The sequence below is a fragment of the Massilia forsythiae genome, from assembly GCF_012849555.1.
Lineage (GTDB): Bacteria > Pseudomonadota > Gammaproteobacteria > Burkholderiales > Burkholderiaceae_D > Telluria > Telluria forsythiae.
The window spans coordinates 2,745,849-2,759,067 of the sequence record NZ_CP051685.1 but is presented as its reverse complement, the minus strand read 5'-3'; the positions used below and the strand labels follow the sequence as shown (position 1 = coordinate 2,759,067).

At 62.7% G+C, this 13,219-nt stretch carries 12 protein-coding genes; 7 read left to right on the top strand and 5 right to left on the bottom strand.

Annotated features, from left to right (window positions below; translation table 11 throughout):
• Positions 1 to 24 precede the first annotated feature (24 nt).
• Positions 25 to 1,380, bottom strand: a complete 1,356-nt coding sequence (locus HH212_RS11885) for a DUF445 domain-containing protein (RefSeq protein ID WP_229217684.1) — start codon at positions 1,378 to 1,380, stop codon at positions 25 to 27.
• A gap of 249 nt (positions 1,381 to 1,629) precedes the next feature.
• Here HH212_RS11885 and HH212_RS11880 point away from each other — a divergent pair, with 249 nt between their 5' ends.
• Entirely contained in the window at positions 1,630 to 3,333 is a 1,704-nt protein-coding gene (locus HH212_RS11880) for a cation:proton antiporter domain-containing protein (RefSeq protein WP_170202665.1), read from the top strand.
• Between the two features lie 113 nt (positions 3,334 to 3,446).
• Here HH212_RS11880 and HH212_RS11875 read toward each other — a convergent pair whose 3' ends face one another.
• Complete coding sequence (locus HH212_RS11875; protein ID WP_170202664.1) at positions 3,447 to 5,408, bottom strand: AAA family ATPase; 1,962 nt, start codon at positions 5,406 to 5,408, stop codon at positions 3,447 to 3,449.
• A 568-nt stretch (positions 5,409 to 5,976) separates the two neighbouring features.
• Between HH212_RS11875 and HH212_RS11870 the strand changes: the two genes are divergently transcribed.
• Positions 5,977 to 6,237 (top strand): hypothetical protein, encoded by a 261-nt coding sequence (locus tag HH212_RS11870; protein ID WP_170202663.1) that lies wholly within the window; start codon positions 5,977 to 5,979, stop codon positions 6,235 to 6,237.
• 30 nt (positions 6,238 to 6,267) lie between these two features.
• On the opposite strand, the gene HH212_RS11865 is transcribed toward HH212_RS11870, so the two are convergent.
• Positions 6,268 to 6,834 carry a DUF1697 domain-containing protein gene (locus tag HH212_RS11865; protein ID WP_170202662.1) on the bottom strand — a complete coding sequence of 189 codons (567 nt, stop codon included), beginning with the start codon at positions 6,832 to 6,834 and terminating at the stop codon, positions 6,268 to 6,270.
• A gap of 197 nt (positions 6,835 to 7,031) precedes the next feature.
• The gene (gene gstA, locus HH212_RS11860; RefSeq protein WP_170202661.1) at positions 7,032 to 7,640 is read right to left on the bottom strand and encodes a glutathione transferase GstA; all 609 of its coding nucleotides are present in this window, start codon (positions 7,638 to 7,640) and stop codon (positions 7,032 to 7,034) included.
• Positions 7,641 to 7,843: 203 nt separating this feature from the next.
• Here gstA and HH212_RS11855 point away from each other — a divergent pair, with 203 nt between their 5' ends.
• Together HH212_RS11855 and HH212_RS11850 are read left to right on the top strand one after the other, a co-directional pair.
• Positions 7,844 to 8,173, top strand: coding sequence for a hypothetical protein (locus tag HH212_RS11855; RefSeq protein ID WP_170202660.1), 330 nt, complete (start codon positions 7,844 to 7,846; stop codon positions 8,171 to 8,173).
• Positions 8,170 to 9,009 carry an HDOD domain-containing protein gene (locus HH212_RS11850; protein WP_170202659.1) on the top strand — a complete coding sequence of 280 codons (840 nt, stop codon included), beginning with the start codon at positions 8,170 to 8,172 and terminating at the stop codon, positions 9,007 to 9,009. The genes HH212_RS11855 and HH212_RS11850 overlap by 4 nt, the downstream gene beginning before the upstream one ends.
• 128 nt (positions 9,010 to 9,137) lie before the next feature.
• On the opposite strand, the gene HH212_RS11845 is transcribed toward HH212_RS11850, so the two are convergent.
• On the bottom strand, positions 9,138 to 9,530 hold the full coding sequence (locus tag HH212_RS11845) for a hypothetical protein (RefSeq protein ID WP_170202658.1): 393 nt from the start codon (positions 9,528 to 9,530) through the stop codon (positions 9,138 to 9,140).
• A 662-nt stretch (positions 9,531 to 10,192) separates the two neighbouring features.
• Here HH212_RS11845 and miaB point away from each other — a divergent pair.
• Genes miaB through ybeY form a run of 3 tightly spaced genes read left to right on the top strand, consistent with a single transcriptional unit; the run spans position 10,193 to position 13,156 of the window.
• Positions 10,193 to 11,569, top strand: coding sequence for a tRNA (N6-isopentenyl adenosine(37)-C2)-methylthiotransferase MiaB (gene miaB / locus HH212_RS11840; RefSeq protein ID WP_170202657.1), 1,377 nt, complete (start codon positions 10,193 to 10,195; stop codon positions 11,567 to 11,569).
• On the top strand, positions 11,566 to 12,693 hold the full coding sequence (locus HH212_RS11835; RefSeq protein WP_170202656.1) for a PhoH family protein: 1,128 nt from the start codon (positions 11,566 to 11,568) through the stop codon (positions 12,691 to 12,693). The genes miaB and HH212_RS11835 overlap by 4 nt, the downstream gene beginning before the upstream one ends.
• Positions 12,674 to 13,156, top strand: a complete 483-nt coding sequence (ybeY, locus tag HH212_RS11830; RefSeq protein WP_170202655.1) for an rRNA maturation RNase YbeY — start codon at positions 12,674 to 12,676, stop codon at positions 13,154 to 13,156. The genes HH212_RS11835 and ybeY overlap by 20 nt, the downstream gene beginning before the upstream one ends.
• Positions 13,157 to 13,219: the final 63 nt, after the last annotated feature.

Sequence of the window (13,219 nt, the reverse complement as noted above, 5' to 3'; positions counted from 1 at the left end):
GGCGCGCGCCGGCTTGCATGCACGTCACATGCCGGGCGCGGCGTGCCAGCCCAGCAGCGCCGGCAGCGTCGACAGCAGGTACAGCACCACCCCGATCAGGCCGCCCACGATGGTGCCGTTGATGCGGATGTACTGCAGGTCCTTGCCGATGTTGAGTTCGACCTGTTGCGACATCTCGCCGCTGTCCCAGTGCTTGACGGTGTCGGCGATGTGGCGCGTCAGGAAACCGGCGAATTCGGGCGCGGCGCCGCGCGCCGCCAGTTCCAGGTTTTCGTTCAGCGAGGCGCGCAACTGCGGATCGTCGGCCAGGGTGCGCCCGACCCAGGCGCCGGTGGCGACGATGCGCCGGCGCAGCATGGAATCCTCGCTGTCGAGGTCGCGCTTGACCCACGCCTTCAGGTCGGTCCACAGCGAGCCGAGATAGCCGTTCAGAGTGGCGTCGCCGACCAGGTGGCGCTTGATCTCCTCTCCCTTTTCCAGGAAGGCGGGATCGCTCTTGAGCCGCTCGACGAAGTCGACCGTGAAGGCGTCGAAGCGCTGGCGCAGCGGGTGCTCCGGGTCTTCGCTGACGCGGTTGAGGATGCTGGACGCCAGCCGCACCGTGAGGTCGGCGCCCTTGCGGCCGATCATCTCGGACGGCAGCATGCGCTCCATCACCGCGTATTCCTCGCGCAGCCAGTCTACGATGCCCTGGGCGATCACGTCCTGCGTTTCTTCGTTGGCCAGCAGCCCCGCCAGCTGGCGCAAGCCTTCGTCGAGCAGGGCCTGGTGGCGGCCGTCGCGCGTCAGGCTTTCCAGGATGGTGCCGCCGGCTTTCGACAGGTCGACCTGCCCGACCATCGTGTGCACGGCGCGGCGGATGAAGTTCTGCACCGCGGCGTCCTCGATGAAGTCGAGCGCCCAGCCGGCCATGCGCACCAGGTAGCCGCCCAGGCGCTCGGTGTTTTCCGGCTTCACCAGCCAGTCGGCCACGTGGCGCGCCGGGTCGTGGCGCTGGATCAGCTTGATGATCGAATCGGTGTCGAGGAACTTGTCGTGTACGAAGGCGGCCAGGTTGTCGGCGATGCGCTCCTTGTTGGCCGGGATGATCTCGGTATGGCGCGACACGATCGGGATCGGAATGCGCTTGAACAGCGCCGCCACCGCGAACCAGTCGGCCAGCGCGCCGACCATGGCGGCTTCGGCGAAGGCCTTCAGCAGGCCGATCGACCAGTGCCCCGGCCAGGCCACCGACAGCGCGAGTGCCAGCACGAACAGGACTGCGGCGCCGATGAAGAAGGACAGGGCCAGGCGTTTCGAGCGGCGCAGGTCGGCCATCTTGTCCTGCGTCTTGCGCTGTTTGTCGGTGCTGTCCATTGCACTGCTGGTGTGTCCACTCATGTTTGCGTCGTTCTCCTGTCCTGGGCGGCGCAGGTGCTGTGCCCTACGCATGCGCCATCGTATAGGAGCGCAGCCGAGATCGGCGCGCCGCAGCCCGGCGCAGGATGCCGATCGCATTGGAATCTTCCTGCATTTGCTTCGTTCGCAGTAGAAAAGACAGCGATCCGCCGCCATTTTTGATAAAAATGGTAAATACGCCACTCCCTTGCCTTATACTTGTCCGGTTAATCACAAGGAGGCCCCCCACGCATGCACCACAACATCAGTCTGATCACCACCATCGCCGCCGCCCTCGGCCTCGGCCTCGTCTTCGGCATGCTGGCCGTAAAGATGCGGCTGCCGGCCCTGGTCGGCTACCTCGCCGCCGGCGTCATCATCGGTCCTGCCACGCCCGGCTTCGTGGCCGACGTGGCGCTGGCCTCGCAACTGGCCGAGATCGGCGTCATGCTGCTGATGTTCGGCGTCGGCCTGCATTTCTCGATGAACGACCTGCTCGAGGTGAAGGGCATTGCGCTGCCCGGCGCGATCCTGCAGATCGCGGTGGCGACCCTGCTCGGCATCGGCCTGACCCAGTTGTGGGGCTGGAGCCTGGGCGCGGGACTGGTGTTCGGCCTGGCGCTGTCGGTGGCCAGCACGGTGGTGCTGCTGCGCGCGCTGGAAGACCGCGGCCAGCTCGATTCCTTCAACGGCCGCATCGCGGTCGGCTGGCTGGTGGTCGAGGACCTGGTGACGGTGCTGGTGCTGGTGCTGCTGCCGGCGCTGGCCGGCCCGCTGGGCGGCAAGACCGAGGTCGAAGGCTCGATCTGGATGGCGCTCGGCACCACGCTCCTGCAGGTGGGCGCCTTCATCGCCTTCATGCTGGTGGTCGGACGCAAGCTGTTCCCGTGGTTCCTGTGGCGCGTGGCCAAGACCGGCTCGCGCGAACTGTTCACGCTGGCCGTGATCGCGGCCGCGGTCGGCATCGCCTTCGGTTCCTCGCACCTGTTCGGCGTGTCGTTCGCGCTGGGCGCCTTTTTCGCCGGCATGGTGCTGCGCGAATCGGAACTGAGCCACCGCGCCGCCGAGGAAACGCTGCCGCTGCGCGACGCGTTCTCGGTCCTGTTCTTCGTCTCGGTCGGCATGCTGTTCGACCCGCGCGTGCTGGTCGACCACCCACTGCAGGTGCTGGGCGTGGTCGCCATCATCCTGGTCGGCAAATCGCTGGCCGCCTTCGCGCTGGTGCTGGCACTGCGCTACCCGCTGAATACGGCGATCACCGTGTCGGCCAGCCTGGCGCAGATCGGCGAATTCTCGTTCATCCTGGCCGCGCTGGGCATGTCGCTGGGCCTGCTGCCGGAACTGGGACAGAACCTGATCCTGGCCGGCGCCATCGTCTCGATCGCGGTCAATCCGCTGATGTTCAAGCTGGCCGAGCCGCTGCAGGAATGGCTGCGCGCGAAGTCCGAACGCGCACGCAGCATGGAGCGCTCGCCCGACCCGCTGGCCGAACTGCCGGCCACGGTCACGCACGAGCGCCTGACCGGCCAGGTGGTGCTGGTCGGCTACGGCCGCGTCGGCCGCCGCATCGCCGAAGAACTCACGCGCCAGGGCATCCACTTCGTGGTGGCCGAGCAGAACCGCGACATGGTCGAGGAACTGCGCCGGCGCGACCAGCCGGCGGTGGCCGGCAACGCGGCCGAACCGGCGGTGCTGATCCAGGCCCACATCGCGCGCGCCTCGATGCTGGTGATCGCCACGCCGGACACCTTCCACGTGCGCGCCATGATCGAGACCGCCAAGGCGCTCAATCCGGCCATCCAGTGCGTGGTGCGCACCCACAACGAGGAAGAGGCGCGCCTGCTGCGCGAAGAGACCGGCGGCACGGTGCTGGTCGGCGAGTACGAACTGGCGCGCAGCATGACGCGGCATGTGCTGGACGGGCTGGCGGCGGCGCCGGCGGTGGCGGCGCATTGATCCGGTAAGCGCATCCATCAAAAAAAACGGCGGACATCGCTGTCCGCCGTGTCAATCCTGAATCCGTGCTTGGCAGCGGATTTCAGGAACCATCACTAACCCATGAAGACTATTTACGCCACCGCCTCTTCCGCGCACAACTTGAGGCTGGCGTGGCGCTGGCCGGCCAGGCCGGCCTGCAGCGCGTCGCGGTGCTCTTCCAGCAGCGCGAACACGGCATCCTTGGACAGCACGTACTGGTCCAGCAGCGTGTCCTTGATGGCGACGATCACGTCGCGGTAATCGCGGATCGCGCCCAAGGTATAGCTGTACAGCTCGTCCGATTTCTCTTCGACCTGGCGCAGCGTGTGCTCGCCGCTGGCGTCGTTCTGCAGCTGGCTGTAATCGAGCTTGGCGCGCGAATACATCGACAGGCGGCTGACCATCAGGTTCAGCATCTTGGTGATCTTTTCGATGTCGTTCTGGCTGCCCACCGAGATGCCGCGCGCGCCGTAGAACAGTTCTTCCGCCGCCACGCCGCCATACAGGCCGATCACGTCGCGCTCCAGCTCTTCCAGCGTGCGCAGCGACATGTCGTCGCCGGACTGCAGCACGTAGCCCAGCGCGCCGATCTTCGACACCGCCTCGGTGCTGATCTTCAGCAGGTGCGACTTGTCCTTGACCTCGGCCAGGCTCATGCCGGCGCGCAGGTAGGGGTCGATCTGCATGAAGAAGTGGCCCAGTTCGTGCACCGCGATGCGCTCGCGCTGCTTGTGCTTTTCCGCGGTGGTGGCGCGGTCGGTCAGGCCGATGGTGGCGCGCTCGAAGGCGCGGAACAGCAGGTCGGTATTGATGATCGCCTTTTCCTGGATCGAGAGCATCGATGCGCGCTCGACCACGGTTTCCAGCAGCGCCGGGCTGAGGTTCTGGGTGATCTCCGCGACCTGGTTCAGGTCCATGTCGTTCCAGTCGACCAAGCCTTCCTTCTTGCGCGACAGGAAGCTCTTCAGCAATTCACGACGCTCGGCCTTGTTCGGCAGGCGGAAATTGATCTTCACCGAGAAGCGGCGCAGCATCGCTTCGTCCATCTCGGTGGAGGCGTCGTCGAAATTCGAGGCCACCACCCAGATCACCCCCTGCCCCTTGTCGCTCTTGACGCCGTCCAGCAAGCCGAGCAAGGTGTTCGCGGTATCGTCTTCCCATTTCTTGTCGCTGCGGCCGCGCGGCATGAACAGGCTCTGCGCTTCATCGAGGAAGATGATGCACTTGCCCTTGGCGCAAGCCTTGCGGTGCAGCGCGCTGAGCGCCTTGGAACCGCCGCCGACGTAGCCGGATTCCAGCGCCGAGCCGGATGCCTGGATCAGCGGGATGTTCAGGCGCTTGGCCAGGTAGCCGACCAGCTTGGTCTTGCCGGTGCCGGCCGGGCCGGTCAGCATGACGTTGAACGGCTTGTCGATATTGTGTTCCTGGTACAAGTCGCGGTTGCGGATCATGTCTTCCAGGTGCAGCACTTCCTGCTTGATGTCTTCCATGCCGATCAGGTCGTCCATGCTGCCTTTCAACTTGTCCGGGGCGATCAGCTGGGCGCCGCCGTTCATACCGGGGATGCCGAATTTCATGACGTACAGGATCAGCGCCAGCACGGTGAGGTCGAGCGCGTGGCGCTTGAAGAAACTCAGCACCTCGGTGCCGAAGCCTTCTTTCTCGTCCTGCATCACGGCCTTGTGGGTGCTCAGGTAATCGTCCTTGGCGATCGAATATGGAATAGCGTTTTTCAGCAGGACTTCGCGTTCCAGCGACAGATGCGAGGTACTCGGCACTTTCACCACGTGCAATTGCGGCGCATCCTTGAATTTATAGATGTAGCGTGGCGAATCCGACAAGGGCTTGGCCACCATCAGGTAATCCAAGCGCTCCTTTTGACCCGCCAATTGGGTAATTTCCGAAATGTTCTGGGAATGCACGACTGGCGCAGTATCCTGTGGAACGTCTGCCGCATAAATCGCCCAGCCCGTCACGATGCCAAGCAGCATGGCGGTCAAGACGCGGACATAAACATTCTTGAAAGCAATTTGAAGTCGGGCAAAGTCGGGCATATCGATACTCTACTGAGACAAAGTGTGCGGATACGGCGCTGGTCTTGCGTTGCCCTTCACCGTCGCGCGGGACGTGGAAAGAGGCAATGTGGAACTTACGGCGATGCGCCAGGGTCATACTCGGCGCGGGAATCGGCATCCCTGGAACCATGCTCGAACGTGAACGTTCGACACTATTTTGATGCCCTAAGGCAATAGGGATATGGAGACTATACTCGCAAAAAAAAGGAAGGTGTATACCGTACGAGGAAAAAATTTCTGAACACAACATTGATGATTACTCTGCCATCATATTCCTTTGTTGATTGAATAATTCGATGAAACAAATGGCAACGATATTCGAATGTTTTGGTCTTTCCTCAATAGACCTTCGATTAACTTATTGCATTTGTTTTATTTAAAAACAGTGAATCGTCCGGCGCTGGAGAAGCCGTTTTTTGCGCTTCGGCGGCGCAATGCGCGCCGCATTTTTGCTATCCTTGACCACGACGATGACGTACCTGCATGGTTGCGCCCCATGAGCGAACGCGCTTGCCGTATAGTCACTACGTATTCGGAAGGAAGGACCGTGAATCGATATGCACTTGCGGCAATACTGGGCTTCCTGCTGAGCGGCGCCGTGCAGGCGGCGGTCATCGACCTGGGCAATGCGCAGATGCCGCATGCTCGCGTGGCGGACCTGCCGACGGCGCAGCGCCACGACGTCATCGGGCCGCCGCCGGCCTCGATGTCCGCGCTGCCCGAGCCGGAGGTCCTGGCCATGATGCTGGTGGGCCTGATCCTGATCGGCTACCGGGCACGGCGCGACAGCAGCGACAAGTTCGAATGAGGGTATGCCGGACGCCTGCGCCCGGCAAGGTCAGGCCGATGTGGCTGCAGCCGCAGCGGCCGCGCACAAGGCGTGGAGCTTGAGCAGGGTCGCCCAGTTGCGCGCCGTGGTGGCGTCGCCCAGCGCCTTGCCGAGTGCCGCCGCCGCCGCACTGTCGAGAATGCCGTCAGGACACCATACATAGATGGCGCGCTCTCCGAGCGCCACCGCGCCCGGCAGCCAGTCGCGGCCGCACAGCGTTTCGACGGCCTCGCGCGACTCGAGGCTGGAAAGCAGGAAAATCAGCAGGCGTGAATGGTCGGCGGCACGGTCGAGCAAGGGATTGGCGGCGACGATGGCGGCCAGTTCCTCGCTGTCGAGCACCGTGACAGGCGCGCCCACGCCCAGCTTGAATACCAGCGCTTCCTCGATGGCGGCAGCCAGCTGTGCGTGTGGCGTGGCGGGTCCGCTGAACACCACGTTGCCGCTGTTGAGCACACTGTTCACATCGGTGTAGCCGAGATCGGCGATCAGTTTGCGCAGGTCCGCCATGGCAATGCGTTTCGCTCGCCCGACGTTCACACCCCTGAGCAGGGCAATGTAGCGTTTGCTGGTCATGGCGGCATCCTACCTTGCCGCCCCGGCATGCGGCGCACTGTGCACATCTTTTATTTATATCAATCTACAGTAGCCTCGTTGGCTACTGTGGCGCAATGCCGACGCAACCGCCATGCAAGCTGCCTGCGCCGGCAACGGACCGCGGTACTGTCTGCGAGAAAACATCCCGCGTGTCCATTGCATCGCCTTCAAAAACGTCAGTTGATCAGGCCTTCGGCGCGCAGCGCCTGTTGCACTGCCGGGCGGGCTGCCACACGCTGCGAATAGGCGGCCAGAACCGGCCACGGCGACAGGTCGAACTGGACGAAGCCGGCCCAGCCCAGGATGGTGAACAAATAGGCGTCAGCCACGGTGAATTGCGAACCCATCAGGTAATCGCGGCCTTGCAACTGGGCGGCGGTCCACGCCAGGCGCTTGTTCAGGTTGCTGCGCGCGGCATCTTTTGCATCCTCGCTGGCATTCGGGCGGAACAGCGGCGTGAAGCTCTTGTGCAGTTCGGTGGACAGGAAATTCAGCCATTCGACCAGGCGGTAGCGTTCCAGCGTGCCGTTGGCTGGCGCCAGTTGACGGTCGGAAGCCAGATCGGCTGCAAACTGCAGGATGGCCGGGCCTTCGGTCAGCACGGCGCCGTCCTTCATCTCCAGGGCCGGGATATAGCCTTTCGGATTAATCGCGAGAAAATCACCGCCGCTGGCGGTCTGGTGGCTGCGGATATCGACCCGCTCCAACGCGAATTCCTGGCCTGCCTCGAGCAGGGCGATATGCGATGCCAGCGAGCATGCGCCCGGGCTGAAATACAGTTTCATAAGCTTCCTCAATCAGACTTGCTGCTTTGTTCATTCGGATGCCTTGCCGTGCCGACGCAAGGGCTGGTGAGAATACAACAGATCGAACAGCGTTGTTGTAGAGCGACCAAAATGCCGGCGATCCAGCAAACAACACTTCACGCGTTCGATCACACGGCGAGCAAAAGCCAATGATAAACTTCACTAATTGACAGGAGGAAATAATGAGTGCGGATTATCAATTGACAAGTTTGGCCGATGCGCGTCCAGGCATGGTCTTGTCGGATACCGTACGCGATGTGCAGGGTAATGTGCTGCTGGCGCAAGGCGTGCGCTTGAGCGACGTCACTCTGGCTGCGCTGGCACGCCATGGCGTCGACAGCGTGCCGGTAGCGCGCAGCGTCGCCGCTGCGGCGCCCGACGGCAATGCCGTCCAGACGCGCCTCGACCACCTGTTTCGCAGCAATGTGCGTGATGACCATGAAGATTGGGCGACCGGCTTGCTGCGGCGCTATGTCGAAGACTACCGCCTGCAGCGCGAGGTAGCCCCATGAAGCTCACACAAGAACAACTGGCGCAAGGCATCAATGATTTGCCTTCGCTGCCGGTCGTGGTGATGGATCTGCTCAGCAATATCGAACAGGAAAACGTCGACATCACGGTGCTGGCAAAGAAGGTATCGTACGATCAGGCGCTGACCGCGAAGACGCTGCGCCTGGCCAATTCGCCGTCGTTCGGGCTGCAGGTCAAGGTTACGACCATCCAGCAAGCGATTACCTTCCTCGGCTTCCAGACCACGCGCAACCTGATCACGGCCGCCGCCGTCACCGGCTGCTTTCCCAGCGGCCTGTGCCCCGGCTTCAGCGATCGGGCTTTCTGGCGCCATGCCTGCGCCACCGCCGCCTGCGCGCGCGCGCTGGCGCGGCGCCTGCGCTTCAACCAGGATGTCGCCTTCACCGCCGGCCTGCTGCATGACATCGGACGCCTGGTACTGGTGAGCGGCCACCCGCAAGCCTATGGCGCGGCGCTGGCGTACCGGGCGCAGCACGATGGCGCCATGCTGGATGCGGAACGCGCGGTATTGGGCGTGGATCACGTGGACGCCGGCGTGGCGCTGGCGCGCCACTGGCATTTTTCGGACACGATGTGCCAGGCGATCGCCTGCCACCATGCCCCGGAGTCGCCAGGCGCAGGCTTCCTGGCCGCGATCGTGCACGTGGCGAACGGCATCGTGCATGCACTCGACCTGGCGGGCGAGCCCGACGAGCGTGTGCCGACGCTATCCGGCATTGCCTGGGATGCGATGGGATTGAACGAGGAAGCTTACCTGCATCTGTTCCGCGAAATGGAATTGCAGTATCAGGAAATGTCGGCCATTTTGGCGGCTTGAGGGGCGCAAAAAAAGCGGCTCAAGCCGCAGGCAGGCCGGATGACACTCGCGGATCCGCTCCGGATGGAGACGAACCCGCTGCCGGGTCTCGCCGAAGGCGTGACAGGACCGCTGTCACGCCCGCGGCATCAGTGCGCATAGTTGCCGGACTTCGACGTTTCGCTGCCTTGCTGGTCCTGGCCTTGCGGTTGGGCTTGCTGAGCTTGCTGAGCGGCTTGCTGAGCAGCTTTTTCTTCAGGCTTCGGGCGGCCTTGGGCATCCGACAGGCGATACTTGGTGCGGCGGTCGCCCATCAGGTCGCGCAGGTCGCGGATGCTCATGCCGGTCACTTCGTGCATGCGGATCAGCAGCGATGCGCCGACCGGCAGGCGATGGTGACGGATTTTGCTGATCACCGGAGGAGCCACTTCCAGCATACGCGACAGGGCCGCGTCGTTCTTCAATTGCATCTTGCCGAGCAAAATGTCCAGCAAGTGGTTCGGGTTGTAGCTTTCCTGCGATGACAAAGCATGATGTGCCATGATTACCTCGTGAGTGGTTAGAATAGTTCCTTTACGAACTATCGTTAAGGACTACATTTCATCTACATAAGTTCCCAAGGATCTCGTCGAGTTTGCGGCAGATTGTGCTGCCCTTGCCATCGACACCTTCCCGGGACCGTGTGCGCTCCTTTGTAAGACTTCGAAAACCTGCTGCGCATGCCTTGACGTTCGCATCGGTGTTTCTGAATCTCTAAACTCACTTCCCACGCGCACTTGTATTTCGAACAAATTATCAAACTCATACAGGGTCTTCACCCTCGACCTGAGCACAGATCTTATTGGTCGAAATCAAGCTAACGTGCGGAAAGCTTGTCACATAGTCATTTCAGCACATGGTGACAGATTGTGGCGCACGCAAGAGTTTTTTTGGACAAATTTTGCAATTGCCGACATGCAGGAACTATTTGATTTACAAGAGGAAACTCCCTTCGAGTCGTGCCGGCAAGTTTTAAGATAACAGTTGGAAACGAAAATTCAAGAATTAACAATGTAACCGACTGTATCAAGTGTTTTTTTAAAGAAACCAATTATTCCGCCGGGTATGAAAACCTGACGCACGCCTGTCTTCAGTGTGCGCCGATTTACGGTAAACTCACCTCCACCTTGTCAAAGCATCAGTACAAGAAGCAATAAATTATTCCATGCAGAAAAAAGTATTCATCAAGACTTTCGGTTGCCAGATGAACGAGTACGACTCGGACAAGATGGCGGACGTGCTCGGCGCCTCGGACGGCCTGGTGCGCACCGACACGCCGGACGATGCGGATGTCATCCTTTTCAATACCTGTTCGGTACGTGAAAAGGCGCAGGAAAAAGTGTTTTCGGATTTGGGCCGCCTGAAGGAACTCAAGCGCAGCAAGCCGGGCCTGATCATCGGCGTCGGCGGCTGCGTCGCTTCGCAGGAGGGCGAGGCGATCGTCAAGCGTGCGCCGCACGTCGACATGGTGTTCGGCCCGCAGACCTTGCACCGCCTGCCGCAGATGATCGCCGCGCGGCGTGTCAGCGGCAGCGCCCAGGTCGACATCAGCTTTCCGGAGATCGAAAAGTTCGACCACCTGCCGCCGGCCAAGATCGAGGGGCCCGTGGCCTATGTCTCGATCATGGAAGGCTGCAGCAAGTACTGCAGCTACTGCGTGGTGCCGTATACCCGCGGCGAGGAAGTCTCGCGCCGATTCGAGGACGTGCTGACCGAAGTCGCCGGCCTGGCCGCCCAGGGTGTCAAGGAAATCATGCTGCTGGGCCAGAACGTGAATGCCTACCGGGGCGCCATGGAAAGCGGCGAAATTGCCGATTTCGCCCTGCTGCTCGAGTACGTGGCGGCGATCCCCGGCATCGAGCGCCTGCGTTTCGTGACCAGCCACCCGAAGGAATTCACCCAGCGCCTGATCGACGCCTACGCGCGCATCCCGCAATTGGTGAACCACCTGTACCTGCCGGTACAGCACGGTTCCGACCGCATCCTGCAGGCGATGAAGCGCGGCTATACCGGCCTCGAATACAAGTCGATCATCCGCCGCATCAAGGCGGTGCGCCCCGACATCGCGATCTCGTCCGACTTCATCGTTGGCTTCCCGGGCGAGACCGACGCCGATTTCGAGGCGATGATGAAGCTGATCGAGGACGTCGGCTTCGACAACAGCTTCAGCTTCATCTTCAGCAAGCGCCCCGGCACGCCGGCCGCCAACCTGGAAGACACTACCCCGCACGACGTGAAACTGGCGCGCCTGCAGCGCCTGCAGGCGCAGATCGATGCGAACACCCGCAAGACCAGCGCCGCCATGGTCGGCACCGTGCAGCGCATCCTCGTCGAAGGTCCTTCCAAGAAGGGCATGACCGAGGATGGCCGGCCCGAGCTGCAGGGCCGCACCGAGAACAACCGCGTCGTGAATTTCGCGCCCGGCGAACTCGGCAACACGCTCACCGGCCAGCTGGTCGACGTGCGCATCACCGAAAGCCTCGATTACACCCTGCGTGGCGACCTGGTCGCCAGCCTAGACACGATTGCCAAAGCCAGTTGAAAACCCAGACACCCACCCAGCCTTCGTATTTCGTTCCCGAGCCGCTCGACAACACCCGGCTCGCCCATCTGTGCGGTCCGCTCGACGAAAACCTGCGCCAGATCTCGTCCGCGCTCGACGTGACCATCTTCCGCCGCGGCGAGAAATTCATCGTCAGCGGGGCCAATGCCGAACGCGCGACCGAGCTGCTCGAGCGCTTCTATGCGGTGGCCGACAAGGTCGTGCCGATCGAGGAAGTGCAGCTGGCGCTGGTCGAACAGCGCGCCGGCCTGAAACCGGCGATCGGCGAGCCGGCCGGCGCCAGGAAGCCGGCCGCGCCCGAGGCGGGCGCCAAGACCGCTGCCGACGGAGATGCCGGCGCCGATGACGACGCGGCTGGCGGCACCGAGGACGACGAGGAACTGGTCAGCCCGATGCTCAAGACCCGCCGCAGCGACCTGCGCGGGCGCACCCCGCACCAGATCCAGTACCTGAAGGCCGTGCTCGAGCACGACATCAGCTTCGGCGTCGGCCCGGCCGGCACCGGCAAGACCTATCTCGCCGTGGCCTGCGCGGTCGATGCGCTCGAGCGCGACGCCGTCAAGCGCATCATCCTGACGCGTCCGGCGGTGGAAGCCGGCGAACGCCTCGGCTTCCTGCCCGGCGACTTCGCGCAAAAGGTCGACCCCTACCTGCGCCCGCTGTACGATGCGCTGTACGACCTGCTCGGCTTCGACCGCACGCAAAAGCTGTTCGAGAAGCAGGTGATCGAGATCGCTCCGCTGGCCTTCATGCGCGGGCGCACCTTGAACCACGCCTTCGTGATCCTGGACGAAGCCCAGAACACGACCGCCGAGCAGATGAAGATGCTGCTCACGCGTATCGGCTTCGGCAGCAAGGCCGTGATCACCGGCGACGTCACCCAGGTCGACCTGCACAAGACCCAGCGCAGCGGCCTGGTCGACGCCCTGCACGTTTTAAAAGATGTGCGCGGCATCTCCTTCACCCACTTTTCCAGCGCCGACGTGGTGCGCCACCCGATGGTGGCGCGCATCGTCGACGCCTACGAAAAGGCCGCCGCGATCCAGGAAATCGGCGCCCTGCCCACCACTTCGGTGAACCGCAATGCAAGAAAAAAACCATAAGCTCGAACTCGACGTCCAGTACCCGGACGCGCGCCTGGAAGCCGAACTGACGCCGGCGATGGTGGAGCGCTGGGTGCGCGCCGCCCTGCTCGGCCCGGCCGAGCTGGCGGTGCGCTTCGTCGACGCCGCCGAAGGACAAAGCCTGAACCGCGACTACCGCGGCAAGGATTACGCCACCAACGTGCTCACCTTCGCCTACAACGAGGGCGAGGAACTGGCCGACGACGAACCGGTCCAGGCCGACATCGTGCTGTGCACCGACGTGCTGCAGCGCGAGGCGGACGAGCAAAAGAAGACGGTCGAGGAGCACGCGGCGCACCTGGTGGTGCACGGCGTGCTGCACGCCCAGGGCTTCGACCACGAGCACGACGAGGAAGCCGACGAGATGGAGCAGCTGGAACGCGACATCATGGAAGTGCTGACTTACCCGGACCCGTACGCCGACAACGATACTCCCGTCTGACCTGCACCAAACGCAGCCGGCCCGCACGGCGGCTGCGTAAAAAACTGGCATCTGCCTTTTGGT